This is a genomic window from Methylomonas sp. LL1, assembly GCF_015711015.1.
Classification (GTDB): domain Bacteria; phylum Pseudomonadota; class Gammaproteobacteria; order Methylococcales; family Methylomonadaceae; genus Methylomonas.
In genome coordinates, this window is record NZ_CP064653.1 from 3,512,866 (window position 1) to 3,538,408 (window position 25,543).

The 25,543-nt window shown below is 53.3% G+C and carries 25 protein-coding genes; 8 read left to right on the forward strand and 17 right to left on the reverse strand.

Annotation, left to right across the window (positions count from 1 at the left end):
• Positions 1 to 27 precede the first annotated feature (27 nt).
• From IVG45_RS16380 to IVG45_RS16400, 5 genes are all read left to right on the forward strand, one after another.
• Positions 28 to 1,368, forward strand: coding sequence for a restriction endonuclease subunit S (locus IVG45_RS16380; RefSeq protein ID WP_196434868.1), 1,341 nt, complete (start codon positions 28 to 30; stop codon positions 1,366 to 1,368).
• Between the two features lie 69 nt (positions 1,369 to 1,437).
• Entirely contained in the window at positions 1,438 to 2,691 is a 1,254-nt protein-coding gene (locus IVG45_RS16385; RefSeq protein WP_196434869.1) for a glutamate-5-semialdehyde dehydrogenase, read from the forward strand.
• Positions 2,692 to 2,802: 111 nt separating this feature from the next.
• Positions 2,803 to 3,039 (forward strand): hypothetical protein, encoded by a 237-nt coding sequence (locus IVG45_RS16390; protein ID WP_196434870.1) that lies wholly within the window; start codon positions 2,803 to 2,805, stop codon positions 3,037 to 3,039.
• Positions 3,036 to 3,422 (forward strand): type II toxin-antitoxin system VapC family toxin, encoded by a 387-nt coding sequence (locus tag IVG45_RS16395; protein ID WP_196434871.1) that lies wholly within the window; start codon positions 3,036 to 3,038, stop codon positions 3,420 to 3,422. Before IVG45_RS16390 ends, IVG45_RS16395 begins: the two co-directional genes overlap by 4 nt.
• 618 nt (positions 3,423 to 4,040) lie before the next feature.
• Entirely contained in the window at positions 4,041 to 4,661 is a 621-nt protein-coding gene (locus IVG45_RS16400) for a hypothetical protein (RefSeq protein WP_196434872.1), read from the forward strand.
• A gap of 300 nt (positions 4,662 to 4,961) precedes the next feature.
• On the opposite strand, the gene IVG45_RS16405 is transcribed toward IVG45_RS16400, so the two are convergent.
• The 5 genes from IVG45_RS16405 to IVG45_RS16425 form a co-directional block, all read right to left on the reverse strand.
• Entirely contained in the window at positions 4,962 to 6,065 is a 1,104-nt protein-coding gene (locus tag IVG45_RS16405; protein ID WP_196434873.1) for a M48 family metallopeptidase, read from the reverse strand.
• Between the two features lie 33 nt (positions 6,066 to 6,098).
• Positions 6,099 to 6,779: a TIGR00266 family protein gene (locus IVG45_RS16410; RefSeq protein ID WP_196434874.1), complete on the reverse strand. Its 681-nt coding sequence runs from the start codon at positions 6,777 to 6,779 to the stop codon at positions 6,099 to 6,101.
• Positions 6,780 to 7,017: 238 nt separating this feature from the next.
• On the reverse strand, positions 7,018 to 7,698 hold the full coding sequence (locus IVG45_RS16415) for a helix-turn-helix transcriptional regulator (RefSeq protein ID WP_196434875.1): 681 nt from the start codon (positions 7,696 to 7,698) through the stop codon (positions 7,018 to 7,020).
• 48 nt (positions 7,699 to 7,746) lie between these two features.
• On the reverse strand, positions 7,747 to 8,121 hold the full coding sequence (locus tag IVG45_RS16420) for a VOC family protein (protein WP_196434876.1): 375 nt from the start codon (positions 8,119 to 8,121) through the stop codon (positions 7,747 to 7,749).
• A 127-nt stretch (positions 8,122 to 8,248) separates the two neighbouring features.
• Positions 8,249 to 9,055: a helix-turn-helix transcriptional regulator gene (locus tag IVG45_RS16425; protein ID WP_196434877.1), complete on the reverse strand. Its 807-nt coding sequence runs from the start codon at positions 9,053 to 9,055 to the stop codon at positions 8,249 to 8,251.
• 148 nt (positions 9,056 to 9,203) lie between these two features.
• Between IVG45_RS16425 and IVG45_RS16430 the strand changes: the two genes are divergently transcribed.
• Together IVG45_RS16430 and IVG45_RS16435 are read left to right on the forward strand one after the other, a co-directional pair.
• Positions 9,204 to 9,686: a hypothetical protein gene (locus IVG45_RS16430; RefSeq protein ID WP_196434878.1), complete on the forward strand. Its 483-nt coding sequence runs from the start codon at positions 9,204 to 9,206 to the stop codon at positions 9,684 to 9,686.
• Between the two features lie 87 nt (positions 9,687 to 9,773).
• Positions 9,774 to 10,448, forward strand: coding sequence for a transaldolase family protein (locus IVG45_RS16435; protein WP_196434879.1), 675 nt, complete (start codon positions 9,774 to 9,776; stop codon positions 10,446 to 10,448).
• A gap of 186 nt (positions 10,449 to 10,634) precedes the next feature.
• Here IVG45_RS16435 and IVG45_RS16440 read toward each other — a convergent pair whose 3' ends face one another.
• The 11 genes from IVG45_RS16440 to IVG45_RS16490 form a co-directional block, all read right to left on the reverse strand.
• Positions 10,635 to 11,090: a nucleoside deaminase gene (locus tag IVG45_RS16440; RefSeq protein WP_196434880.1), complete on the reverse strand. Its 456-nt coding sequence runs from the start codon at positions 11,088 to 11,090 to the stop codon at positions 10,635 to 10,637.
• Positions 11,091 to 11,166: 76 nt separating this feature from the next.
• Positions 11,167 to 12,429, reverse strand: coding sequence for a dicarboxylate/amino acid:cation symporter (locus IVG45_RS16445; RefSeq protein ID WP_196434881.1), 1,263 nt, complete (start codon positions 12,427 to 12,429; stop codon positions 11,167 to 11,169).
• 280 nt (positions 12,430 to 12,709) lie between these two features.
• A complete protein-coding gene (locus IVG45_RS16450; RefSeq protein ID WP_196434882.1) occupies positions 12,710 to 13,354 on the reverse strand; it encodes an Eco29kI family restriction endonuclease in 645 nt (214 codons plus the stop codon).
• Positions 13,351 to 14,562, reverse strand: coding sequence for a DNA cytosine methyltransferase (locus IVG45_RS16455; RefSeq protein WP_196434883.1), 1,212 nt, complete (start codon positions 14,560 to 14,562; stop codon positions 13,351 to 13,353). Before IVG45_RS16455 ends, IVG45_RS16450 begins: the two co-directional genes overlap by 4 nt.
• A complete protein-coding gene (locus IVG45_RS16460) occupies positions 14,549 to 14,947 on the reverse strand; it encodes a very short patch repair endonuclease (protein ID WP_230874856.1) in 399 nt (132 codons plus the stop codon). Before IVG45_RS16460 ends, IVG45_RS16455 begins: the two co-directional genes overlap by 14 nt.
• A gap of 77 nt (positions 14,948 to 15,024) precedes the next feature.
• Positions 15,025 to 15,615 (reverse strand): anthranilate synthase component II, encoded by a 591-nt coding sequence (locus IVG45_RS16465; protein ID WP_196434885.1) that lies wholly within the window; start codon positions 15,613 to 15,615, stop codon positions 15,025 to 15,027.
• On the reverse strand, positions 15,612 to 17,096 hold the full coding sequence (gene trpE, locus IVG45_RS16470; protein WP_196434886.1) for an anthranilate synthase component I: 1,485 nt from the start codon (positions 17,094 to 17,096) through the stop codon (positions 15,612 to 15,614). Before trpE ends, IVG45_RS16465 begins: the two co-directional genes overlap by 4 nt.
• A 146-nt stretch (positions 17,097 to 17,242) precedes the next feature.
• Positions 17,243 to 18,019 carry a class D beta-lactamase gene (gene blaOXA / locus IVG45_RS16475; RefSeq protein ID WP_196434887.1) on the reverse strand — a complete coding sequence of 259 codons (777 nt, stop codon included), beginning with the start codon at positions 18,017 to 18,019 and terminating at the stop codon, positions 17,243 to 17,245.
• A gap of 87 nt (positions 18,020 to 18,106) precedes the next feature.
• Entirely contained in the window at positions 18,107 to 21,220 is a 3,114-nt protein-coding gene (locus IVG45_RS16480) for an efflux RND transporter permease subunit (protein ID WP_196434888.1), read from the reverse strand.
• A complete protein-coding gene (locus tag IVG45_RS16485; RefSeq protein WP_196434889.1) occupies positions 21,217 to 22,326 on the reverse strand; it encodes an efflux RND transporter periplasmic adaptor subunit in 1,110 nt (369 codons plus the stop codon). Before IVG45_RS16485 ends, IVG45_RS16480 begins: the two co-directional genes overlap by 4 nt.
• 60 nt (positions 22,327 to 22,386) lie before the next feature.
• On the reverse strand, positions 22,387 to 23,055 hold the full coding sequence (locus tag IVG45_RS16490) for a CerR family C-terminal domain-containing protein (protein WP_196434890.1): 669 nt from the start codon (positions 23,053 to 23,055) through the stop codon (positions 22,387 to 22,389).
• A gap of 232 nt (positions 23,056 to 23,287) precedes the next feature.
• Here IVG45_RS16490 and bfr point away from each other — a divergent pair, with 232 nt between their 5' ends.
• Complete coding sequence (gene bfr, locus IVG45_RS16495; protein WP_196434891.1) at positions 23,288 to 23,755, forward strand: bacterioferritin; 468 nt, start codon at positions 23,288 to 23,290, stop codon at positions 23,753 to 23,755.
• 59 nt (positions 23,756 to 23,814) lie between these two features.
• On the opposite strand, the gene hpnR is transcribed toward bfr, so the two are convergent.
• Entirely contained in the window at positions 23,815 to 25,383 is a 1,569-nt protein-coding gene (gene hpnR, locus IVG45_RS16500) for a hopanoid C-3 methylase HpnR (RefSeq protein ID WP_196434892.1), read from the reverse strand.
• Positions 25,384 to 25,543: the final 160 nt, after the last annotated feature.

Genomic DNA, 25,543 nt, shown 5'->3' on the forward strand with positions numbered 1-25,543 from the left:
ACGTCCTTAAGGCTGGTGAGAAAGTAAATGCAAGCATATAAAACCAAGCCTTTAGGCGAATTAGCAAATGACATTACCGTTGGATTTGTTGGCACTATGGCAAGTGAGTACGTTTCAAATGGAATACCTTTTCTCCGATCATTAAATATTAAGCCGTATAGGTTTGAATCAACGGACCTGAAATATATAACAAAAGAGTTTCATGAGAAGATTAAAAAGTCGGCCTTAAAACCCGGAGACGTAGCTGTAGTAAGAACCGGAAATCCTGGAGCATCATGCGTCATCCCTGATTCTCTTGCCGAGGCAAACTGCTCAGATTTAGTAGTGATTAGATGCGGAGAAAATTTAGATCCTCACTTTGTTTCTTATTATATAAATTCGGTAACTCATTCACATGTTAAAAGTCAGCTTGTTGGTGCTATTCAAAAGCATTTCAACATTGGGTCTGCTAAAGAATTGGCGTTCCCGAATTTAACAAAACAAAGGCAATCTGAGATTGCATCAATATTGAAGATACTCGACGCCAAAATCGAACTCAACAACCGCATCAACGCGGAGCTGGAAGCGATGGCGAAGTCCTTGTATGACTACTGGTTTGTGCAGTTCGACTTTCCCTTCGACTTCGCTTCCTGCCCTGAGCGGAGCCGAAGGGAAGGCAAGCCTGCCGCCAACGGCAAACCCTACAAATCCTCCGGCGGCAAAATGGTCTACAACCCAATCCTGAAACGGGAAATACCGGTGGAGTGGACTGTTAAAAATTTAAATAATTGTGTTGATACAATTCTTGACCATCGGGGTAAAACACCAACAAAACTAGCTGGCGAATGGTGTAATGATGCTGACGGAATAATAGCTATTTCTGCAAAAAATATAAAAAATGGAAAACTAGTTAATCTTGAGTCTGCAAATAAAGTTAATCATGAATTGTTTAACAAGTGGATGCCCGATAAGCTGAAAGAAGGCGATATTCTGATGACATCTGAAGCACCTGCGGGTGAATTCTACTTCATCTTAGGTGAAACTAAATACTGCATGAGTCAAAGGATTTTTGCCATAAGAGCTAACTTAAGTGTCATTTTTCCTTCAGTGCTTTATTTTGAACTATCAAAAGGTAACGGACTTAGCCAAATATTATCAAGTTTGAGTGGTAGTACTGTTTTTGGCATCAGACAGGATGTGTTAAGAGAAATAAAGGTTTTGGTTCCAGAAATTTATTTGCAAGAATTATTCAATAGCATCGTATTGCCACAATTAAAGAAAATAGAAATTATCGATCAAGAGACCAAGCACTTGGAACAAATTCGTGACTGGCTCCTCCCCATGCTGATGAACGGTCAGGTAACGGTTCAATCATCGACGGGTGGCTAAAAACACGGATTTTTTCAATAATAATGTCATCCGGCTATCGCCTAAAAAAACCGATCATTCTGAATAAACATGAATACCAATGACGTTCAAACCATTGCCCGCCAAAGCCGCGCGGCATCGCGCCAGTTGGGCTCAGCCCCCGAAGCCATGCGAAACCTGGCCCTGGCGAAAATGGCCGAGGCGCTGGAGTCGGTCAAGCAGCAGGTGCTGGAGGTCAATGCTCAGGAAATCGTCAAAGCCCGCGATGAGGGCCAACCGGATGCGATGGTCAAGCGGCTGACGATAGACGACAAAACTTTTAATTACATGTTGTCGCGCCTGAAAAAGGTGGCGCAGTTGCCGGACCCGCTGAATCGGATACTGACAGGCCACACCAATCCGGCCGGGCTGCGGGTCTATAAAAAATCGGTGCCGCTCGGCGTGATCGGCATCATCTATGAGTCTCGGCCCAACGTTACCACCGATGCCGCCGGCGTCTGCATCAAAAGCGGCAATGCGGTGATCTTGCGCGGCGGTTCGGAAGCGCTGCAAACCAATGCGATATTGACCGACGCGATGATAGCTGGCGCAGTCGCCGCCGGCCTGCCGCAACATGCGATCCAAATCATCCGCACGCCCGGCCACGAAGCGGTCGGCGAACTGCTGAAAATGGACGACTATATCGATGTGTTAATCCCGCGCGGCGGCAAAGGCCTGATCAAGCGCATCGCCGAAGGCACGCGGATTCCGGTCATCAAGCATTACGACGGCATTTGCCATTTGTATATCGCCGTAGACGCCGATCCCGAGCAGGCCATCGCCTTAGCCGTCAACTCCAAATGCCAGAGCGTGCAGGTCTGTAACGCGCTGGAAACTTTGTTGGTCGATCAACATTGTGCCGAACAACTGTTGCCGCTACTGCATGAAGCCTTTATCGCCAATAACATCGAGCTGCGCGGCTGCGAAGCGACGCAAAGGCTATTGCCCAATGTCCAAGCGGCGACCGAAGAAGACTGGCATAGCGAATATCTGGCGCCGATCCTGTCGGTCAAGGTCGTCGACGGCATTCAACAAGCCATAGACCACATCAATCACTATGGCTCGGGGCACACCGACGGCATTGTCACGCAAAGCCTGAGCATGGCTCGGCAATTTGAAGAACAGGTGGATTCGGCTTCGGTGATGATCAACGCCTCCACCCGCTTGTCCGGCGGCGGCGATTACGGCTTAGGCTCGGTAGTCGGCATCAGTACCGATAAACTTCATGTCCGCGGCCCGGTCGGACCAGACGAGCTGACCACCTACAAATGGGTGGCTTATGGGGATGGGCATTTGCGGGGATAGAAAACAGTGCCGTAGGATATGCCGACGTAAGGAGGCGCATTGATCGCGATCCATGCGCTTCACATTGTTCAGCATATATATTTTTTCCATATTTTTTAGGAGTCGATCATCATGTTGACCACGGTACAAGGCCATTATCATCATGGTGTCATCCAACTGGATGAATTGCCGCCTGACTTGAGCGATGCACGCGTCATCGTCACTTTTCTGGTAGAAGCCAAATCCATCACCCCAAAAGCCAAGCGCCCGTTGGGATTGGCTCCGGATCGCGGACAAGCGTTGCCGACCGATTTCGATGCGCCATTGCCAGAGGACATCATGGCGGCTTTTAGTGGGCAAAACGAATGAAACTCCTGCTGGATACTTGTGCGTTTCTATGGATAGTGCGCGACGCACCTCAGCTTTCCGATAAGGCGCGCGCCTTGTTCGAGGAGCCGGATCACGAGGTTTATCTTAGTGTCGTTTCCGTATGGGAAATTGCGGTAAAGCATCGTCTGGGACGTTTGCCCTTGGCCGATCCCCCTGGAATCTATATTCCCCGCGAACGCGAAAGGCATGGCATAACGCCGCTGATACTGACGGAAACCGATGCCTTGGAGCTGGAAAAACTACCGGATCACCATCAAGATCCCTTTGATCGCATGCTGATTTGTCAGGCAAAAGCTAATGATTTGGTATTGTTGACACCCGATAGATGGATTCAAGCTTATCCGGTTGCTACAGCTTGGTAACGTTTGAAATAGTAAAGCAAGGGAATGATGAGTGCCGTAGGATGTGCTGAACAGCGTGAAGCGCATCGGTCGCGATCAATGCGCTTCGCTACCGCTCAGCATATAGCATCATTCGACAGCTGATTTCGCGTATAAAACCAATCCGAGCGCACTTCCAGCCGCCGCGACCGCATATAAACCCAAGCCGGTGGCGTATAAAAAGGTCCGGAAGGCATGCCCCAGGGATGCGGTGCTACCCTCCGTGCTTTTGAATGCGCCTTCAAACCTGTCGGCCGTGTCTTCCAGGTTGGCGAAGGTGCGTTCCTGACAGTGGGATATGCCTTCGGGAGTGTTTTATACGCACTCGGGACTGTTTAGGATGCCTTCGCGAGCGTCGGAAACCCGCCCGGATGCTTCGGAAATCATAACAAGGCGATTGGTCATGCCTTCGCCCGGTTTTATCGCTCCACGGCGCGGCATTTTGCCGCACTTGTAGAAGAGGAGAGCTTGCCTATAATTCCCGGTGACACAGTCTTAATGTTAGAAATCCTGTCGATCGTTTATGACCGCTCTGTCGGCTTTCGGATTCGCCGATTGCCGCATGGCTTGAATATCTTTGTTTTAAAAGGAGAGCACCCTATGGCTAAATCGGATTATTTTCCGCGTCCCGATGGCGAGTTATTGATATGGCATGACCGATTTATCTTGAATCTTGCCAGTTTGAAAACGCAGTTGGGCTTATCGGATGAGGATATTGCAGGTTGCGGTAGCGACAATAAAGAGCTGCACGGCAAAGTGGCCGCCGCCAATATTGCCGCGGCGGCCTCCCATCATGCCACCGCCGAGAAGCAAGCCTATCGCGGCCAATTGGAAAATAGTGTAAGAGCATTGACTCGGCGTATCAAAGCCCATCCCAGTTATACGGAAGCACTCGGCAATCTGTTGGGTATCATCGGCCCGGAAAGCAGTATGGATTTATCGGATGCCAAACCGGTGCTTAAAGCCGCCGATCAGACGGGCGGTATTGTGATATTGAGTTTCCAAAAATTTAAAAGCGATGGCATCAATATTTATTCTCAGCGCGATAATGAAAGTGAATTTATATTTCTGGCGCGCGACACCCAAACCCGTTATGCCGATAATCGTCCTCTATTGGTTGCCGGTAAGCCGGAGCTGCGCCGCTATACCGCTGTCTATGTGCATAAAGATGCGGAAGTCGGCCAATATAGCGATGAATTGGTCGTCAGCTGCGCGCCTTGATCTGGCATCCATGGTCAGTTTGTCGGTTTTTGCAGGCTATTAAAGCTTAAAAATATCAGTGGGCATGGGTAAAATCCGTTCGTGCTGAGGATTCGGTAACAAACAACTTACCGGTTGGACCTTGTGGGAGGGGCTTTAGCCGCGACGATAAGCCTCTTTGGTTGCGGCTAAAGCCCTTCCCACAATGGCGACATGCAATCGTCAAAAACAGGAAGTTATTTTTGGTGAAATCCTGCTCTTCGGCTACGCTCGGGAGAGCTTTATCGAAGCGCGAGCGAATTTTACCTCCAACTCATTGTGTCATTCGGCGGCTTGCTTGACCTTGTACCAGTCCATGTCGAATTTGAATGTTTGTTTTGGCTCGGCGGCGGCGGATACGCGTTTGATCCGTTCCTCGGACAACGGATGGGTTTGAAACAGTTCCGGAATGTCCCCCGAAATCGAATCCGCTTTTTGGATTTTTTCGAAAAAGGCCGCCAGATGTTGCGGGGATAAACCGGCGGCTGTCATGATTTTAATCGCTCCATCATCGGCATTGCGTTCCTGGCTGCGGTCGAAAGACAGGCTGTCCAGTTGCGAGCTTAATTCGATCAGTTGCGATAACGCGGTAACATCGCCGAACACGATGCCGATCAATACGCCCAATCCGGCCTGCCGTACTAATTTGCGCATGCCGTGGCGTTCCAGCACATGGGTTATTTCATGAGCCAGCACTCCGGCAACCTGGTCGGGGTTATCGGAATTTTTGATCAAGCCGGTCGTCACCACCACATAGCCACCCGGAAAGGCAAAGGCATTGATCATGTCCGCATCGACTACCGCCACTTGATAAACGATCTCGGCGCCGTCGAATTGGTCTATGCGATTGACGATGGTATTGACGGCGTCATTCACCGATTTGTCGCTGACGGTTTTTTTCCCGATTTGATAATTTTCAAAGGCAAAGGAACCGATTTTTTGCTCCCATTGGTAGGGAATCAAATCGGCAACCAGCGGCGCCGAATAATGTAGCGCGAAGTAGCCGCCGATAAAAAATACCGCAATAAGGCTCAAATAGAGCGGTACCCGGTGTTGTTCGCCCTTTAAGCCTTGTTGTTGCTTTTTTTGTAGCGTTGCTAGTTGTGCCAAAGTCGGAGCAGGCAAATTAAGCCTCAACAATGTGTCGAACAACGCCGGCTCCGGGCAGAGCAAGGCATGCCGACCGTTCTCGCCGTCCCAACTGATTTGCAATGTAGTTTGGGGATCGCCAATCAGGTCCAGTAAGGTATTGTGCAGGGAAATTTCCAATCTGTTTTGTTCACCGACTTCAATTTCCGCCACGCCATGCCTGGATATGGAAAACCGGACGCTAAATCTGTTACGTCCGGCATAATACAGTCCATTGAAGTAGGTTTCTAAAGACATATCGGTTTGTTGATTGTTGAAGATTTCGGTGATTTATCGGGTCGGAATAAACTGCCGAATCCATGAACCGAAACCGGGCGAATTGCGGGTTTGGATATAAACATCCCCCGGCCCATGAAAGCGGCAAACCAAGCCTTCGCCGCTGGTGAAACTGGAAACCCAGCCTTTCGAGGCTTTTTCGATTTTATAGTTGGCATTGGCGCTCCAGGCCACCATGTGGCTATTATCGATAATACGAGTTTCGCCCGGCGCCAGCGTGAGTTTTTGAATGCCGCCGTAGGTACTGATCGCCAATTTTCCCCTCCCGCTGATACGCATCACGAAAAAGCCTTCGCCGGAAAACAAACCCTTGGTTAAATTCTGCGCCTTGGTGGCAACTTGCACCGAATGTTCGGCGGCCAAGAAACCGTCTTTTTGTAATAGGAATTCTTCCGAACCGTCCAGTTCCAGAATTTGAATTTCGCCGGGATAAGATGACGCCATCATTACTTCACCGGGACCGCGCGAAGCGGTGATGGTTTGAAAAAACAAGGATTCGCCGGTCAGTAGTTTACGGGACAATCCGCCCAGCAAACCTTTTTCCATTTTGGAATCGACATCCAGGGTCTCGCTCATGGTAATCATGGCTCCCGATTCGGCCTTGATGGCTTCGCCTTGTTCGAGATGCACCAGCAATGTAGAAAAGGCCCCCGGATTGGTGATATTGAATTTCATGAATCTCTCCTGTATTAATGATAATGAACGTCGAACCTAACAGTTATTATTATTCCAGTAATGCGCAAAATCTAATTTAAATTTTTATGCATTCGAAACCAGGTAAGGTGATTCTTGAGAAAGTTTGTAGCAATTGCCAATGTCAAATATGTGTCGTCCGCTCAGTCAACGGCAAATTGCTTGGATTGAGTACATTTATTGCCATAAATCGCCTAAGTCCGAAAGCGTCATGTCTATGTCAGATACAGGTCATCCGTTTGACAAAATCCTGCAGACTTTGCCCTTCAACGTCGGTAAAGGTCGCGCTATCCGGCTCAATGTTTTGAATCCGATCCAGCCGGAAATTGCGAAAGTCGTCGCGCAGTTCGCACCAGCCGACCAAGGTCCAGACGTTCCCCCAAAAATACAAGCCTAGCGGGCGGATGCTGCGCAGGCTTTGTTCGCCGTCGGCACGGCAATAACACAAGCGTAACAGGCGTTTAGCATCAATGGCCTTGCGACAAATATCCAGGTTCACATCCAAATCCCGGCGCGGCGTGAATCGCAACGAAAACAGCTTGCTGTCTTCGATCTTGTCCCTCAGTTCGGCCGGGATCACGGCGGTAATCTTGTCCAGCGCCGATTGCGCCGAGTAACCCAGTTCGGTTCCGGCCCACGTTTTTGCCATCCGCGCCCCGACCACCAATGCCTCGATTTCGTCCAAGCTAAACATGATAGGCGGAATATCGAGGGTGTGCCGTAACCGGTAGCCGACACCGGCTTCGCCCTCGATCGGCACACCGGATAGGCTGAGATCTTGAATATCCCGATAGATGGTGCGCTCGGATACCTCCAGGCGCTCGGCCAGCGCCTTGGCGGTAACCAAGCGCTTGTTACGCAGGATTTGTACGATTTGAAATAAACGGTCGGCGCGGCGCATGGTGTGGGGCAGGCGGTCTTGCTCGGACCACCTGCCGATCAAGGTTGATTAGGAGGGGGAATATAAGCCGACCCGGTTGCCTTCGCTATCCGAAAACAGCGCGAAGTAGCCGCATTCGCCGTCATGAATGGGTGTTTTAGGAACCAATACGCTGCTGCCCTGTTTGACCGCCCTATCCAACGGCATGCTCAAGTTTTCTCCACCGTTGAAATAAACCACCGCGCCGGTCTGGCTGGGCTGATACTGTTCGCCCAGAATCAGCATGCCGCTGACCGAGCCTTCGTCGGCATTGAAAATCGCCATCTGATAACCGCTCATAGTTTCGTCTTTGAAGGATGCTTGCAGCACTTCTTGATAAAAGGCCTTGGCGCGCTGCATATCGGTGACCGGAAGTTCGAACCAGGTTGCTACATTATTGTTCATTGTGATCTCCATCTAGCAAAAGTTAAGGAGTTGCCATGTTAGGCCAGCCCTCCTGACAGCGTGGTGTCAGGAGGGTTTTGAGAGTTCTGAAAATTTCGCTCGCGGGCGGAGCCTAAGCGCGCATCTCTCAGTGTTGCAACCTTGCCAATCGGTGCAAACCTACCGTCGGTTGCGCGCCGAAAGTCTTGCGGAATTCGTGGCTGAAATGGGCTGAATCGGTAAAGCCTGTGGCATGCGCGGCGGTAGTAAAGTTGTGGCCTCTGATGATTTCGCGGATAGCTTGCCGCATCCGGTTCCAGCCCCGGTAGCGGCGGAACGGCACGCCGATTTGTTGGGTAAATAGGTGCTGAAACCGCGACGGCGATAGCCCGATCTGCCCGGCCAGTGTTGTCACCGAGGTCAGATCGTCACCGTTTGCGAATAAATATTCCAGCACTTGCGAGATGCGAGGATCGATAGCTGCGGCTCTTGCCCGCCGTTGGCTAAATCCCATCAGATCGGCCAACGGCTGTGCGTTCCAGTGTGGGTTATAACGGTCTTCGTAAAGCTCGCGCATGAAGGCTACCTCGCCACCGCTACCAACTAAGGCGCCGTTAACCTGGCGGCTGTTACGGATGAGCGGCTTCAGAGCCTCGGCTCCGGCTATGGTCGGTTCGATATAAAACACCGTCAGCGGGTCGCCGCCGACATCCAGTTCGTGCAACACACCGGCTGGAATCACGGCGGTGCGGCAAGACAGCCAATTTCCACCCTGTAATTTCAAACGAAAATTGCCGTAAAGCCCGGCAAGAAACACCGGGGCGCCGTGCTGATGGCTAGCGTTATAGTACAGTGGCCCGCTAAAAAGGGTGCGCCCGTCGCTGATGTCCCAAAGGGCATCGAACGCGCTATGCATCGCCGTAGCACGTTCATACAAGCGAGGTCTGTCGATCATTGTTTATGCTCCTTAGCGTCTCGATCCGTTCGCATGGGCGCAGTCTAGCCATTGCGGCCGTTATTGGCAATGCCGCAATAGGATCGGATAGCCGAGTTCGGCGAGCAACAACCAGAAATAAAAATCCCAAATAACGATGAGGACAAATATGACAACCCCTAAATCTTTATACGCACCTATCGCAACGGCAAACTTTGTCTTGCTGGCCTTTGCCATATTCTGTCTTGCGATAGCGCTTGCCATTGCTTGGATGCTGGGCATCACGCTATTTTTTCCCGACGGCAGGTTGGCGGGTCACCTAGTCGAGCGGTCCGACATCATCAGGGCGCATATCGACTATCTGATGATGGCGCAATTTCTATTCATCTTTTTCCTGTTGTTTCGACAGTACGCTATCAATCCACCCATCTGGCTGGTCGCCGCCTGCAGTTTCGGGGCATTTTTCAATCCATTGGCGTTTTTGATCAGGGGTTTGAGCGCGAAACCGGACGCCGTTGCCGCGGCGCTGGTCGAGCCGCACTTTCCGCTGCAAGCCGCGATCAGTTTTACGCTGACCACTGTCGGCTTTCTCGGCTCCACGCTGTTGGTCGGACGCGCGGCATGGCAATCGATTGCCGCGAGAACAGACTAATCCGCGTCGAAATCCGGTTTGCTTTTGGACCGAGCATTATTGAATAATCGAGTCTTTTGAATCAGCCTTGGTCTTTCGCAAAAACCTATGTTCGAACTTTATTTAGATAGCGCAAATTTAGCCGAAATCCGGATTTTATCCGAAAGCTTGCCCTTGGCCGGCGTGACCACCAATCCATCGATTCTGGCCTCGGGTGGTGCGGGTTTGACACAAGTGCTGCCGGAGTTGGCGGAAATTTTGGGCTCCAATAGCCGCTTTCATGTGCAAGTAATCAGTCACACGGTAGAGGATATTGTGGCCGAGGCCATGCAGTTGCATGCCCTGCCGTTCGACATTGTGGTCAAAATACCGGCTCATGCCACCGGCTTGGCCGCGATCAAACAAATCAAGCAACACAATATTCCGGTATTGGCCACTGCGATATACAACGTTCAGCAAGGTATGCTGGCGGCTTTGAACGGTGCGGATTACTTGGCGCCGTATCTGAATCGCATCGATAACCTGGGATTCGACGGCATCGGTGTGGTGGCTGACTTGCAGGGCATGATAGACCGGTATCAATTACCGGCCAAACTGCTGGTCGCCAGTTTCAAGAACGTACAACAAGTGTTGCAGGTTTTAAAGCTCGGCGTAGCTGCGGTCACCTTGCCGTTGGATATTGCCCAGCAAATGCTGACCAATCCGGCCACAGATGCCGCCGTGGCGAAATTCGAACAGGACTGGCAAACGGTGTTTGCGGATAAGCTATCGTTCGAAAGTTAAGGCGATTTATGGCAATAAATGTACCCAATCCAAGCAATTTGCCGTTGACTGAGCGGAGTCGAAGTCAACCGTTCGCTTCGGCTACTTCGGCTTTTTCCCAAAAATCACCTAAGTTCGCTGATTCCTAAGTGTAGGTAGATAGACCGCTGGCGGCGGAATGCCGGTCAGCAAACCAACCGAGACGGTTCAAACATGTTGAGCGCATTCGCCGATGTCTTCGAACCAGATATGCGGAGATTGCGCAATAAACCGCCGCATCAGCGCAGTGCATTGCTCGTCGTGCATTTCGATGACCTTGACCCCGGCTTCGCGTAGCCAGTCCAGATGGCCTTCGAAGTTTTCCGATTCACCTACCACCACGGTGCCGATATTGAACTGTCGGATCAGACCGGAGCAATACCAGCAAGGTGCCAGCGTGGTGACCAAAATCTTGTCTCGATAATTGGTTTGACGGCCGGCCTTGCGGAAGGCGTCGGTTTCGCCGTGGACGGATGGGTCGTTATCCTGCACCCGCCGGTTGCGTCCGCGTCCAAGCAGCTGGCCTTCGGCATCGAACAAGGCCGCGCCCACCGGCACGCCGCCTTCGTCGAATCCGGCCTGGGCTTCGGCAAATGCCACGCTCAACAGTGTTTCATAGTTCATCGAGGTTCTCCAGGGTGTGATGCCAATACAGCGATTCGATATGCGGGGCTAAATTAGGATTTTCCTCGATCCGAGTCTATTGGGTCGAGTTTTTTTCATCGCGTGTTTGCCTATCCACCAAGGCGGCAATCACCAGATCGCCGCTAACGTTCAAGGTCGTGCGGCACATGTCCAAAAATCGATCCACGCCCAGAATCAAGCCCATGCCTTCGGCCGGAATGCCGATTTGCTGGGTGAGAATCATGATCAGCGGTAATGAGCCCCCAGGCACGCCGGCGGTACCGATGCCGGCCAGAATCGCCATCAGCACCACTTGGATTTGCTGCGACAGGCTGAGATCGACGCCGTAGACCTGGGCCAGAAACAATACGGTAACGCCTTCGAACAACGCCGTGCCGTTTTGATTGGCGGTGGAGCCTATGGTCAGCACGAAGCGAGAGATTTCCGGCGCCAGCTTCAGGCGCTGCTCGGCCAGCTCCAGCGAGCGCGGCAAAGTGGCATTCGACGAGGCGGTGGCAAATGCGTAAAGATACACTTCGCGGCATTGTTTAAAGAACGCCAGCGGCCGCAGATTGCCGAACAGGCGCAGCATTAGCGTGTAGACCACGCCTTGCTGCAATAACAGGCCAAACACCACGACCAGCAGATAAAAGCCTAGCGACAGTAAAATCTGATAGCCGAACTTAAAGGTCGATTGAAATACCAGCGCAAACACCGCCAATGGCGCGAATTTCATCACCGTATCGACGATCAGCATGCAGGCGGCATAGGTTTCTTCCAGCACTTCCACCCAGCGCGACGGCTTGCCGGCGCTGGTCAAAGCCAATGCCGCGCCAAACACCAGCGAAAAAAACATCAGCGGCAGCATGCCGCCTTCCAGTGCCTTGCCGGCGACATCGAACGGATTTTTCGGAATGATTTCGAGCAAGGCCTCCACCATCGGTTTGGCCTGTTCGGCGTTTTGCTGGATGTTGCGCACACCGGTAATATCGCCGTGTAGTTGCGGAATATCCATCCCCCTACCGGGCTGAAAAAAATTTACCAGCCCTACACCGATTACCACCGACGCCGAACTGGCCAGCACGGTAAAAAACAGTGTGCGTTTAGCTACCTGTGCCAGACCGTGATGACTGCTGAGTTGAAACACCCCCAGCATCAGCCCGCTGACCACCATCGGTGTCACGATCATGAAAATCAGCCGCAAAAACAACTGTCCGACCGGCTCTATCGCGTAACGGTTGAACTGTTGCAGAAGGTCATTCTCGCCGAATTGATGCAACGCCAGCCCGGCACAAGCGCCAAGCAACAGACTCAACAATAATCGGTGGTGATTTTTCATAGGCGAGTCGGCAAAGGCTGTTGGGGTTGGATTTATCCTGGATTACACATCGGTTAATCCAGGTTACGATTTTTCCGAGATAATGGTTACTCAATAAAGTTGCCTAATTACAAAGATGCTTCAGCTAATTCGAAAGTACGTCCCGTAAGTCGTCATTTCGGGAGGGGTTGCCGAAATCCAGTCCGCTTGGATAGCTCAAAACTTGCCATCCATGGCAGCTGGATGCTCGCACTTGTACCCTGGGGTTCCCTGAATGCATGGATGGACCTTTGGGTTTAGTTTAAGCATTAATCAGCAAGCTGTCTTCTGGTGGAGGGTTGTTCCGTAGGTAATCCCGTGCTTCGCAAATAATTTGCTCCGCCGTTTCCATTCTTGGTTGGCATTTTTCCGCCCAATGTCGACCAGGGTGTAATACATCCCAGCGAGGCCGAAGTCCGGCGTGTCTCCCGCTGCCAGGGTCGTGATTGCCAAATCCATCAATGAGTTTATTCCATAAGGGATCAAACCTGGCGATTAGCAAAGATTCGCCGAGGGGAATCCATATATCGTCAACGATCAAATAACGGCAATGGAAATCAGCAATATCAAGGTTGGATGCCTCCTCGATACTTTTAAAATGTTGCGTTAACCGGTTATATAAAACCTTACCAGGACTTGATTCCAGGTCGCCACCCTTGCGCGCGCCCTTGGGAACGGCTTTACCAACATAAATAGGCGCATTAAATTTGCCATTGGTATTACGCTGCGTAATGGCTTCATAGGCGGGAAATCCGCCCGAATAGTAAATGGCATAGATTCCGGCGCCTTCAAAAGTTTTCAGGTCGGTCATGGATGTCACGGCTTGCTGAAGCATTGCTTGGCCGACGCTTTCCCCCAAATGACGCTTGTCGAGAGGATTGAATGGAATGATTTTCCTGATTGTCATGCGCTACGCCTTTGCCTTGAACGAACAAGCGTACGCATTTGCGCTTCCGCTAACCGCTCCGCAATGGAAGCAGCCACTCGTCGTCCCAAGGTCACGGGTACCGCATTGCCCAATTGGCGCATGGTTTCGCTCCATGATCCGTGAAAAACGTATCCATCCGGAAAGGTTTGTAGCCTCGCCGATTCGCGCGCGCTGAAATAGCGGACTTCCCCATTCTCGAAAACCATCATGTTTTCCCCGCCGGGCACGCCGTGATCTCCAGCCTTCAAAGTCTTTGCCGGCAAATCGAGAGGGCTGCCGGTATGACCCGGATACGCTCTTGCCCCACTCTGGAAATTGTGGTTTAAAAAATTGCGCGCATTGGCAAGGCGAGGGTCGGGAATATCGATCAGGGCATCGCGGACGGTTCGCCAAGGCTTTTCCTCGGGCGGCAGGAGCGAAGAGAGCTTGCGAACGCTTGGCTCCAGCCGAGAGCAGAGTGGTGGTTTGTTATTGTTCCCGATTTTATGATGCTCCCAGTATTCTCCGGTAATCCATTGTGAGTACAACAGGGAATCGAGCCCATGCGTGGGGCGAGGAAAAGACCAGCGTACATCAAGATCGGAGCGGAATCCCACGATAAAAACCCTTTCTCGTTTCTGTGGTACGCCATAATCCGCGGCATTAACCAAAGTTGGGACGACGCGATATGTCAAGCCGGATAAGTGTAGTGCTCCAGATGATTTTTCCGTTTGCAGTCGCTTTAGATGCTCCAGCCATGTTTCACCATCCTTGCGAGAAACTTCCGGAAACTCTAGTTGAAGAAGAATGTATTGATAATAGTTGGCGAAGCTGGATCGAGTCAGGCCTTTGACGTTCTCGATAATGAATGACTTGGGACGCAGTTTTCTAACCACATCGACCGTAGCGGGAAACATGTCGCGATTATCGCCAAAGGCACGGTGTTTGCCGCCCATGGAAAAGGGTTGGCATGGTGGGCCGCCAGCCAATAAATCGATATTCTCGGGAATGGAGGACCAATCGAATAAACGAACATCGCCTTCCCATAAAGGCCAATCTTGGACAATTGGAAACCCACGTTTTTGGTTTTCCCGGATTGTGTCGCAAGCCCATTTATCCCATTCGACAACGGCCAAGGATTTAAATCCCGCGAGGGATATACCCATCGCCAGCCCACCAGCACCGGCAAAAAGTTCAACTGATTTCATTACTATTTACCTGTTCGGTGTCCAGAAATTCTTTAACTCGCAAAGATACAGTTTCAAGATCGTCCATTTCGCATTCCCAAATAACCAAGACCCTCCACCCAAGTTCCCATAATTGTTTCTGGTGCGTTATGTCGCGCTGTTTATTGCCTTCCAATTTTTCAACCCAGAAATCCAGTTTGGATTTCGGCAGTCTGGCTAATTTACAACCGGGATGCCTATGCCAAAAACAGCCGTGCATGAATATTACCGAGCGTCTGCCTGGAAAAACCAAATCCGGTTTTCCAGGCAGTTTGCCAACATGCAATCGATAGCGGTAACCCAAGCCATGAACCAGTCGTCGCAATTTCATTTCCGGGATCGAATCCTTGTTTCGAACCCTGGACATGCGCTCGCTTCGTTCTTCTGGAGAAAGCGTGTCGCTCAAGCCTTACCTCGGTAAAAAACTGCCCAGAAAATTAAGTTTTAGCGCTCCAAAAAATTCCTCAACATGTCATGCCCATGCTCGGTCAAAATCGATTCGGGATGGAACTGCACGCCTTCGACGTCCAGGGTTTTGTGGCGCACGCCCATGATTTCATCAATGTTGCCGGCTTGGTCCTGGGTCCAGGCCGTCACTTCCAGGCAATCCGGCAAGCTGGTTTGTTCGATCACCAACGAGTGGTAGCGGGTCGCGGTGAAGGGGTTGCTGAGTCCTTTGAACACGCCGACATCCTTGTGATATACCGGCGACACCTTGCCGTGCATGATTTGCTTGGCGTGGATGATGTGGCCGCCGAAAGCGTAGCCTATGCTTTGGTGGCCTAGGCAGACGCCCAATAGCGGGATTTTACCGGCGTAAGTTCGGATAGTTTCGACCGAGATGCCGGCTTCCTTGGGCGTGCAGGGGCCTGGGGAAATGACGATCTTGTCCGGGCGCAAGGCTGCGATGTCATCGACGGTAACTTCATCGTTGCGTACTACGGTGACGTCGGCGCCGAGTTCGCCGAAGTATTGCACCAGGTTGTAGGTGAACGAATCGTAGTTATCGACCATCACCACTTTGACGGCGCTCATGCTTTTCCTCCCAGACCGGCTTCGGCCATGCTGACGGCGCGGAACACCGCTCTACCTTTATTCATAGTTTCATCCCATTCGCTGCGCGGCACCGAGTCATAGACGATGCCGGCGCCGGCCTGGATGTGTAATGTTTGGTCCTTGATCACGGCGGTGCGGATGGCGATCGCGGTATCGAGATTGCCTGACCAGGAGATATAACCCACCGCGCCGGAATAAATGCCGCGCTTGACCGGCTCCAGTTCGTCGATGATTTCCATGGCGCGGATTTTCGGCGCGCCGCTGACGGTGCCAGCCGGAAAGGTGGCCGCCAATACATCGAAGGCATTTTTGCCTTCCTGCAATTCGCCGGTTACGTTGGAGACGATGTGCATCACATGCGAGTAACGCTCGATGATCATCTTGTCGGTGAGTTTGACGCTGCCGATCTTGGCGACCCGGCCGGTGTCGTTGCGGCCCAGGTCGATCAGCATCAGATGTTCGGCGATTTCCTTGGGGTCGGCCAACAGCTCTTTTTCCAGTTCCAAATCCTGTTCGTGGGTTTCGCCGCGGCGGCGGGTGCCGGCGATAGGGCGCACCGTGACTTCGTTGTCTTCCAGCCGCACCAGAATTTCCGGAGAAGAGCCGACGATGTGGAAGTCTTCCAGATTTAGGTAATACATATACGGCGATGGATTCAGGCAGCGCAGCGCGCGGTAGAGATCGAGCGGCGAGGCGCTGAACGGTATCGACATGCGCTGCGACAGTACTACCTGCATGCAATCGCCGTCGGTGATGTATTGCTTGGCCTTGCGCACCGCATCCTCGAAACCCTGTTGGGTAAAACCGGAGACGAAGTCGTTTTCGTGGACGTGCTTGACCGACGCATGCGGTTGCGGATGGGCGTGGGGTTCGCGCAGTTTCGCCACCAGCCGATCCAGCCGGGCCTTGGCATTGTGATAGGCATTGTCCTGGGCAGGGTCGGCGTGAGTCAGCAGCAGCATTTTGCCCGACAGGTTGTCGAACACCAGCAAGTCCTGCGAAACCATCAACAAGATGTCCGGCGTGCCGATAGGGTCCGGCTTGGCGCTGGCTCGCAGGCGCGGCTCGATATAGCCTATGGTCTCGTAGCCGAAATAACCGACCAAACCGCCGTTGAAACGCGGCAGCCCCGGCACGTCCGGTACTTGATATTGTTGGCGGAACTCTTCTATCCACTCCAATGGCTGGGCATGTTCGAAGGTTCGGGTGTCGCTACCGTCCTGTTCCACGGTGATCGTAAGCCCACTGATTTTGACCCTGGTTTTGCAAGGCAGGCCGATGATGGAATAACGTCCCCACTGCTCGCCGCCGTGTACCGATTCGAATAAATAAGAATAAGGGCCGTCCGCCAATTTTAAATAAGCGCTGAGCGGCGTATCCAGGTCGGCCAGCACTTCGCGGCAGACGGGGATGCGGTTGAAGCCTTGTTGGGCGTATTCGGTAAATTCGGCGGGTGTCATTGTTATTCTCTGGTTGCAACCGGTTATGCAACCCAAGATTGTAACGCACAACGCGCCGAGCAGCGACCCAAGCGGCTTAAAACAATTCGCCCAGCCAAAAGGATAGATGATATATAGCTACAAGGCTTTAGACGGTTGGCCATATATCATTCGATGATGTTCTTGGCTTTTAGCGCTTCAAGGCTCAATTGCTGGCGCAACGGCAGGTCGGCTTCGCTACGGATGTCGATGCTGGTGGCGAAAAACCAGATGTCCCGCGTTGTTTCCACATAGCCGACATACCAGCCGGTTTGCGGCTGCGATCGCGCGGCCCAGCCGGTCTTGGCAAAGAGGGAAAAAGCCGGAGTCAGCTCTACCAACATGATCCGCCGTAGCGTTTGGTAGGACAAGGCACTGAAGGGCAACGAACGCTGATACAGTTTTTTCAGGAATGCCACTTGTTCCAGCGCGGAGATTTGTAGTGCGCCATCGAGCCAGAACGTAGTGAGATCGAAAGTCTCGGTTAGCTCGCCGTAAGCCGATTCCTGTAAGTAATACCGGTATTTTTCCACGCCAATCCGACGCGCCAACGCCTGAAAACACCAGACACACGACGTTTTGAAGGCGCTTGCCAGCGTCTGATCCTTATTCCATGCCGGAAATTCATAGTGTTGGCCATCCCACTTCAGCACCTGGTCTTCGCCCGCGATGGCCTTTTCTTCCAACGCAATCAGCGTGTTCAGTATCTTGAAGGTGGAGGCCGGCGATAGTTTTCGGTTGGCGCGGGCATCGTTGTGGATGAAAGTCTGACCGCCGCCGAGCGATGAGATCACCATCGTTCCGCCTACGCCTTGCCGGGCGAAGAGTTGGGTAATGGTTGCATCTTCGGCTGAGAGGCCGACTGAAAATAGACAGGCAAATAGGGTGAAAGCAAGTTTGGGCATAGTGAAATTGGAAGCTAATTCCGTTAGGTTAGGCAAAGCGAAGCATTTTGGGTTTAACCTAAGACTTCGATGATGGACATGCCGGTATCAATCCGAAAATCTCGATTCGGCAACGGATGCATTGGCTGTGAAGTAGCGTTTCCAAAGCGCCGAGCTCCAATTTTTGAAGTCGTCCAGATAGGTATAGGCCACCGGAATCACCAATAGGCTGAGCAAGGTGGAGGTCACCAGGCCGCCGATCACCGCAATCGCCATCGGGCTGCGGAAGGATGAATCGGCGTTTCCCATGCCGATCGCAATCGGCAGCATGCCGGCACCCATCGCGATGGTGGTCATCACGATCGGTCTGGCCCGCTTATGGCAAGCATCCAGTAGCGCCTCCATGCGGCTCATGCCGTGCTCGCGCCGCGCGACAATGGCGTATTCGACCAGCAGGATGGAGTTCTTGGTGGCGATCCCCATCAGCATCACCAGACCGATCAACGACGGCATCGAAAAGGCCTTGCCGGTCAACAACAGCGCCACGAAGCCGCCGCCGAACGCCAGCGGCAGCGCCGCTAAAATGGTGATGGGTTGTAAAAAATCCTTGAACAGCAATACCAGCACGATAAAGATGCAAAGCACGCCGGTCAGCATCGCCAGGCCGAAGCTGCCGAACAACTCTCCCATCATTTCGGCGTCGCCGATGTTGACGCGCTTGACGCCGGCCGGCAAATTCTTGATGCTGGGCAGATTTTCCACCGCGGCGGTGACGTCTCCCAGCGGCATGCCGGACAATTCGATTTCAAAATTGATATTGCGCGAACGGTCGTAGCGGACGATCACGGCCGGCCCGTTGGATAGTTCCAGCTTGGCCACTTGGCTGACCATCACCGCGCCGATGCCGGCTTTAGCGGACGGCACCGCCAGACGTTCCAACACGGACAGATCGTGCCGTCCTTCCGCGGCCAACTTGACGACCACCGGTACTTGGCGATTTGCCAGGTTGAGTTTGGACAAAGACCAATCGTAATCGCCGATCGTGGCGATGCGCAGGGTTTCCGCCAGTGCGGTGGTGGTGACGCCCAAATCGGCGGCGCGGGCAAAGTCGGGTCGTACCGCAATTTCCGGCCGCACCAGCGCGGCGCTGGAGGCAATGCTGCCCAGGCCGGGAATGGTTCTAAGATCGCGCTCCAGGCTGCGGGCCGCGCTGCTCAAGGCTTGCGGATCGTCGCCGCTCAACACTAATATATACTTCTCGCCGGAAGCGCCCAGCCCGACTTTGGTGCGCACGCCGGGCAGCTTTTCCAGCGCCTTACGGATGTTTTGCTCGATGACCTGCTTGCGCACCGGCCTATCTTGGCGATTGGCCAAGGTAATCGTCAGCGTGGCCTTGCGGACCTCGCCGCTGCCTTGGGCGCCAGCCATCGGGTCGGTGCCGGCGGAGCCGCCGCCGATGGTGGTGTAAACATTTTTCACAAAATCGATACCGGCGACCAATTGTCTGGCGGCTTCGGCCGATGCTCTGGTTTGCGCCAGGCTTGAACCCGGCGGCAATTCCACGAAAACCTGGGTTTGCGGATTGTCGTCCGCCGGGATGAAGCCGGTGGGAAGTAATGGAATCAAAAACAGCGAGCCGATAAAAAACGCCGCCGCACCGCAGATCGTGATTAATCTATGCTTCAAACACCAGCCGGCCGATTGCATATAGCTGCGCATCACGAAACCTTCCTTGGGCGCCGAGTGATTACTGCCTTTCAACAGATAGGCGGCCATCATCGGCGTCAGCATCCTGGCGACCACCAACGAGGCCAACACCGCCAGCGCCGCCGTCCAGCCGAATTGCTTGAAAAACCGGCCGGCGACACCACTCATGAAGGCGGTGGGTAGAAAGACCGCGACCAGCGCCAGGGTGGTCGCCACTACGGCCAGGCCGATTTCGTCGGCGGCCTGCATCGCGGCTTGGTAGGGCGATTTGCCCATCCGCAGGTGGCGGACGATGTTTTCCACTTCGACGATGGCATCGTCCACCAAGATGCCTATCACCAAGGACAAAGCCAACAGCGTGATCACATTGAGCGAGAAGCCCAAATAATCCATGCCCAGGAAGGCCGGAATCACCGACAGCGGCAGCGCGACGGCGGAAATGAAGGTGGCCCGCCAGTCGCGTAAAAACAGCCAGACCACCAATACCGCCAGCAAGCCGCCTTCGTAGAGCATGGTCATCGAGCCCTGAAACTCTTCCTCGACCGGGGTGACGAAGTTGAAGGCTTCGGTGAATTCGATATCCGGGTTGGCAACGCGCAGTTCGCTTAGCGCTTTTTGCACGCCGGCGCCAACTTCCACTTCGCTGGCGCCCCGGCTGCGGGTGACTTCGAAGCCGACGACCGGTTTGCCGTTCAGCATGGCCAAGGCGCGCGGTTCGGCGACCGAGTCGTCGACCTTGGCCACTTGATCGAGCCGGATACGGCGGCCGTCGGCCAAGGACAGTTGCAGCGGCCGCATTTCATCCACCGAGGCCACGTTCGCCATGGCCCGTAGCGGTTGTTCGCCGCTGCCCAAGTCGATGCGGCCGCCGGCGCTCTCGCGTTGCATTTCGTGCAATTGGCGGGAAATGTCGGCCGCCGTCGCGCCCAAGGCCTGCAGCTTGACCGGGTCCAGCGCGATGGTGATCTCGCGGCTGACGCCGCCCACCCGATTGACCGCGCCCACGCCGCGCACTGCCAACAGCCGTTTGGCGACCGTGTCTTCGACAAACCACGACAGTGCTTCCTCATCGCGTTGTGCGGAGCCGACCGTAAACGCCAAGATCGGCGAACCGGCCAAATCCAGCTTGGTAACGATGGGGTCGCGTAAATCGCCGGGCAAATCGGCGCGGACTTTGGACACGGCGGAACGTACGTCGTCCAAGGCTTCCTGCACCGGTTTTTCCAGGCGGAATTCGGCGGTCATTGTGACATTGCCGTCCTGAACGATGGAGCTAATGTGCTTCAAACCCTGCAAGGTGGCGATGGCGTTTTCGATTTTTCGCGCCACCTCGGTTTCCAGTTGCGACGGTGAAGCGCCGGGCAGCGATGCCGAGACGGTGACGGTAGGCAGCTCCAGATCGGGAAAATTCTGAATCTTCATGGCTTTAAAGCTGAGCATGCCGCCGAAACTGAGCAATACGAACAGCATCATCGCCGGGATCGGATTGCGGATACACCAGGCCGAGACGTTCATGGGGTCACCACCCTGACGCTATCGCCGTCGGCCAGGAAGGAGGCGCCGCCGGCTACCAGTTGGTCGTCAGGCTGAAGCCCGGACAAAATTTCCAATGCATCGCCGATTCTGCGGCCCAACTGTACTTTGACCTGCTGAACGCGTGCCCGGTCGCCGGCTTGATCGGCCAGACGGAATACATAGCTGAAGCCGTCCCGGAGCGACAGCGCTTCTTGCGGTACGGTCAGGCCGGCACTGGCGCCCAAGTGAAATTCGCCTCGGGCAAACATCCCGGCGCGCAATCCCTTGAGTGTGGCATCTGGCAAATCGACGTAGACCAGACCGTTACGGTTTTGAACATCCAGGGTCGGGGCCAGAAAGCGCACAGCGCCATCAATGCTGCCGACATTGGGCACTTCGACCGTCACGCTAATACCGGGCTTGAGTTGGGGCATTTCAGCGGCGGTGACTTCGCCGCGCCATTCCAGCCGGTTTTGCCGGATCAAGCGAAACAACTCCTCGCCCTTGGCCGCAACCGCGCCCAAGGTGGCGCTGCGCGATGAAATCACGCCATCGTCGCTGGCCAATACCTTGGTGTATTTCAGCCGTAGCAATTGCGCATCCAGTTGCGCCTTGGCCAATTGCAGCTTGGCAAGGGCGGTTTTCTCGGTCGTCAGATATTGATCTACTTGTTGAGCACTTAAGGCCTTGCTGGCGAGCCTTGTTGCCCGATCGGCGTTAACCTTGGCATCCGCCAGGTTGGCTTCGGCCTCGGCCACGACCGCTCGGCTTTGAGCCACATCGGCCTGCACGCTTTCTTCGGAGAAAGTCGCCAATATCTGGCCCTTCCTAACCGCTTCGCCCACCTGCACATTGACAGCGCTCAGGCGCAGCTCGCCCACTTCAGCGCCGATCACAGCCTCCTGCCAGGCCGCGATCGAACCGTTTGCCGTTAGGCTAACCGGAATATCACGCATTTGCGGCCTGACTACCGAAACACTGAGCGCCGGATTGGCGGCTGGCGGCGCGTCCGGTGGACTTGGCCTGTTGGCGCGGCTGATTGCCACGCCAAAACCGACGAGTAATACTAGGGTGGCTAATAGCGTGGCTATTTTTCCTTGGGTCATGATTTTCCACCGATGAACAGGGCAAGATAAGTGAATGACCGGCGACGCGGCAGGAAAAAGTTATTCTTCATGAATGCCGCCCTCGGCACGGCGCGCGGCTTCGCCTGCTATCATCGCTACCGCGTAGCCGGCCAGACGTTCGGCCAATACATCAACGGCTTTGGGGGCGCTCAAAATTTGCGGCGAGATGGCCGACACGATTTCTTGTCCGACATAAAAATGCACCGCCATGCCTATCATCGCGAAAACCAGCCTATGCAAATCCGCATCGATGCGGCGCAAACCCAAATGTTGTTTGAGCAGCGAAGCCAGCGCTTCATGTTGCGGCTTGATTTCCGCGTCGATTTCCTGTTGCCAGGCACCGGTCGGCTCGATCATTTCCCGGTAGTGCAGCTTCATCACCAGCCCCAACTCCTCGCCTTTTTTCAGAGGCTCGAGAAACTCGCTGAAAAATCGGCCCAGCACTTCGGCCAACGGTAAGTCGGCATAAGTTGCGACATTGGAACCACAAGATGTGTCGCCCATCGGCTCGGTAAAGGCGGCACGATACAGGCCGGCCTTATCGCCGAAGTAATAACGTATGGCAGAAATATTTGCCCCCGCCGCTTCACAGATATCTCGGGTGGAGGCGGCCTTGTAGCCTTTTTCGGCAAACAGCCGCAATGCCGACATCACCAGCCGGCTGCGGGCGTCGGGAGTTTCTGTTTCGGAATTTTCGCTAATGCCCATGCTGCCTCGGTAAAATGTCGGCTAGAAATAAATCAATCGATTGATTTAAACGGTATCAATCAATCGATTGATTGTCAATCCGAGGGCTTGCTGTCTCTGCATGTGGCCTATAGGCGCTGGAAACGGCTGGCAAAACGGGAAGTTATTTCTAACCAATTCCTTACCGGTGGAGTAGTGTTAAACTGAAGCCAGATAAACACTCGGATCTTTGGCCAACATCGGGAGAAAGAATATGAAAGGCAACGAACAAGTCATCGCACATTTAAACGAATTATTGGCTGGCGAATTGACCGCCATCGATCAGTACTTCATCCATTCCCGGATCTACGAAAACTGGGGTTTCGGCAAATTGTACGAACGCATCGCTCACGAAGTAATGGACGAAACCAATCATGCCGACGCATTGATCAAGCGCATCTTGTTTTTGGAAGGCATGCCGGATTTATCCCAGCGCGAACCTCTAAATGTTGGCCATAGCGTCGAAGAAATGTTGAGAAACGATCTGGCCGTGGAACTGAAAGTGATCCAAGAGTTGCGCAAGGTCATGGCGTTTTGCGAATCGGTGCGTGACTATCAGACACGCGAGATTTTACGCGTCATGTTGGATGACACGGAACACGATCATGCCCATTGGCTGGAACAGCAGCTCGGCTTGATCGGCAGTATTGGCCTGCAAAATTATCTGCAATCGCAAATGTAACCAGCCGAAGTCGCCAAGTTGAGTGGCTAGCCGGTGCTCTGCTTGGCGAGAGTTTTTTACTACCCTATCGATTTTTCACTCAGGACCCCTCGGCTCTGATCGACAAACTTTTCGGTTTCCGCGTCCAATTGCCGGCTGGACCGTCCCAGTGGTTGATGGATGTAAAGCGACTTGGAAAGGGCTTTGGCACTGGCATGCCGAACATCGCGAACCGGCGGCTTCATTTGATATTGTATCGGCGATTTATGGTCGGCCAACTGCAGGGCGGGGTTGAATACTTTATCGAATTTCCAAAGATTCCTGACGAAGTTGGTCTGGCCGCGCATTAAGTTTCCGGCAATTATTTTAGACATGCCACGCATCGCGGTCCAGCCCATGTGCTTGGTGAACATCACCCGTTGCGTTTCGACCAGTTCGGCGTAAAACTCGTCGAGTGGCAAACGAGTCGGCAGTACCGCATGCTGTATGTCGAACAATCGATAATCATGGGTCGTCAGATTGCGCGACTCGGTCAGCCAACTTTCCGTGCCGGGATAGGGCGTATTGACACTGATATTGACGATTTCCGGCACCTCCTTACACCATTGCCTGATCACCCGAAAACGTTCGTGATCCCAATCGGTATCGGCAATGATGTTGATCGCAACCTGAATGCCCAAGGAGCGGGCAAATTCCAGCGCCTCGAAGTTACGGCTCAAATCGATACGTTTGCGGTATTTTTCCAAGCCTTCCGCATCAATGGATTCAATGCCTAAAAACATATATCTCATGCCGAGTTCTTTCCAGAACTTAAACACATCTTGGTTACGCAGCAGCACATCGCCACGGGTTTCCAGGTAATACTCTTTTTTAATGCCTTTTCTGGCGATGGCTTCTCCTATCTGGAAGCCCAGTTTTTCTTGAATGAAAGCAACATCGTCAACGATAAAAACGCCCGGTTCCCTGATCCGCTCCATTTCTTCAAGCACTTTTTCCGGACTCATTACCCGGTAACTACGGCCGTAAAAAGTCCAGGCACTGCAAAACGAGCAGTCCCACGGGCAGCCCCTGGAAAATTCGATCGAGGCACAAGGATCCATCGTGCCCAGAAAATATTTCTTGCGATATTTGATCAAGTCTCTGGCCGGCGACAGATTGTCCAGGTCGGAAACGAAAGTCGGCTGCGATCCTTCTCCCCTCGGAGTCACGACACCCGGCACATAATGCACGTTCTCGCGATCCTCCTTGATGGCTTGCAGTAACAGCGGCAAGCCCGATTCGCCTTCGCCTTTCAGAATGGCGTCGATTTTGCCCTCGCCGTGTTCGAGCAACTCTTCCGCGGTAAACGACGCGCTATGGCCGCCAATAAAGACAAAGCTATGCGGCAGTCTGGTTTTGGTGAATTTTGCCAAATCGATGACTTCCGGCACATTGGCCAAATAGTTCAACGAGAATGCCACGACATCCGGTTGCCAATCTTCTAGTAAGCGGGCTAGGTCTTGATGGGATTCGGTTTGTAAATCGATCAAGCGTGTCTGGCAGCCATGCCGCCTGGCCGTTTCAGCCACCAACTCCAAGCCCAGCGGCTCGAGGCGTAAAAATACCTTGGTATACATTAAGGGACTGGGATGCACGGCCAGAAATTTCATATCGTTTAATCCTTAAGCTAATGATTCATAAGCTATATTCGCGCGATTGCTAGACGGTGTAAGACGAAGAGCAGCGCGACCAAATCCATGCTCACTTCGACAAACAATCCGATCGGCATGGACTACGGTTGATAGAGATAAGGCGATGTCGCTAAGGTAG

What these genes read in the sequence shown, in the direction of transcription:
- IVG45_RS16405 (WP_196434873.1), bottom strand. Translation starts at nt 6,065, where the DNA reads ATGTCTTTAGAAACCTACTTCAATGGACTGTATTATGCCGGACGTAAC.
- IVG45_RS16460 (WP_230874856.1), bottom strand. Translation starts at nt 14,947, where the DNA reads ATGTCCAGGGTTCGAAACAAGGATTCGATCCCGGAAATGAAATTGCGA.
- IVG45_RS16480 (WP_196434888.1), bottom strand. Translation starts at nt 21,220, where the DNA reads ATGAACGTCTCGGCCTGGTGTATCCGCAATCCGATCCCGGCGATGATG.
- IVG45_RS16450 (WP_196434882.1), bottom strand. Translation starts at nt 13,354, where the DNA reads ATGACAATCAGGAAAATCATTCCATTCAATCCTCTCGACAAGCGTCAT.
- IVG45_RS16410 (WP_196434874.1), bottom strand. Translation starts at nt 6,779, where the DNA reads ATGAAATTCAATATCACCAATCCGGGGGCCTTTTCTACATTGCTGGTG.
- IVG45_RS16455 (WP_196434883.1), bottom strand. Translation starts at nt 14,562, where the DNA reads ATGAAATCAGTTGAACTTTTTGCCGGTGCTGGTGGGCTGGCGATGGGT.
- IVG45_RS16380 (WP_196434868.1), top strand. Translation starts at nt 28, where the DNA reads ATGCAAGCATATAAAACCAAGCCTTTAGGCGAATTAGCAAATGACATT.
- IVG45_RS16465 (WP_196434885.1), bottom strand. Translation starts at nt 15,615, where the DNA reads ATGAGCGCCGTCAAAGTGGTGATGGTCGATAACTACGATTCGTTCACC.
- IVG45_RS16385 (WP_196434869.1), top strand. Translation starts at nt 1,438, where the DNA reads ATGAATACCAATGACGTTCAAACCATTGCCCGCCAAAGCCGCGCGGCA.
- IVG45_RS16390 (WP_196434870.1), top strand. Translation starts at nt 2,803, where the DNA reads ATGTTGACCACGGTACAAGGCCATTATCATCATGGTGTCATCCAACTG.
- IVG45_RS16425 (WP_196434877.1), bottom strand. Translation starts at nt 9,055, where the DNA reads ATGATCGACAGACCTCGCTTGTATGAACGTGCTACGGCGATGCATAGC.
- IVG45_RS16430 (WP_196434878.1), top strand. Translation starts at nt 9,204, where the DNA reads ATGACAACCCCTAAATCTTTATACGCACCTATCGCAACGGCAAACTTT.
- trpE (WP_196434886.1), bottom strand. Translation starts at nt 17,096, where the DNA reads ATGACACCCGCCGAATTTACCGAATACGCCCAACAAGGCTTCAACCGC.
- IVG45_RS16415 (WP_196434875.1), bottom strand. Translation starts at nt 7,698, where the DNA reads ATGCGCCGCGCCGACCGTTTATTTCAAATCGTACAAATCCTGCGTAAC.
- IVG45_RS16420 (WP_196434876.1), bottom strand. Translation starts at nt 8,121, where the DNA reads ATGAACAATAATGTAGCAACCTGGTTCGAACTTCCGGTCACCGATATG.
- bfr (WP_196434891.1), top strand. Translation starts at nt 23,288, where the DNA reads ATGAAAGGCAACGAACAAGTCATCGCACATTTAAACGAATTATTGGCT.
- blaOXA (WP_196434887.1), bottom strand. Translation starts at nt 18,019, where the DNA reads ATGCCCAAACTTGCTTTCACCCTATTTGCCTGTCTATTTTCAGTCGGC.
- IVG45_RS16440 (WP_196434880.1), bottom strand. Translation starts at nt 11,090, where the DNA reads ATGAACTATGAAACACTGTTGAGCGTGGCATTTGCCGAAGCCCAGGCC.
- IVG45_RS16435 (WP_196434879.1), top strand. Translation starts at nt 9,774, where the DNA reads ATGTTCGAACTTTATTTAGATAGCGCAAATTTAGCCGAAATCCGGATT.
- IVG45_RS16445 (WP_196434881.1), bottom strand. Translation starts at nt 12,429, where the DNA reads ATGAAAAATCACCACCGATTATTGTTGAGTCTGTTGCTTGGCGCTTGT.
- IVG45_RS16400 (WP_196434872.1), top strand. Translation starts at nt 4,041, where the DNA reads ATGGCTAAATCGGATTATTTTCCGCGTCCCGATGGCGAGTTATTGATA.
- IVG45_RS16395 (WP_196434871.1), top strand. Translation starts at nt 3,036, where the DNA reads ATGAAACTCCTGCTGGATACTTGTGCGTTTCTATGGATAGTGCGCGAC.
- IVG45_RS16490 (WP_196434890.1), bottom strand. Translation starts at nt 23,055, where the DNA reads ATGGGCATTAGCGAAAATTCCGAAACAGAAACTCCCGACGCCCGCAGC.
- hpnR (WP_196434892.1), bottom strand. Translation starts at nt 25,383, where the DNA reads ATGAAATTTCTGGCCGTGCATCCCAGTCCCTTAATGTATACCAAGGTA.
- IVG45_RS16485 (WP_196434889.1), bottom strand. Translation starts at nt 22,326, where the DNA reads ATGACCCAAGGAAAAATAGCCACGCTATTAGCCACCCTAGTATTACTC.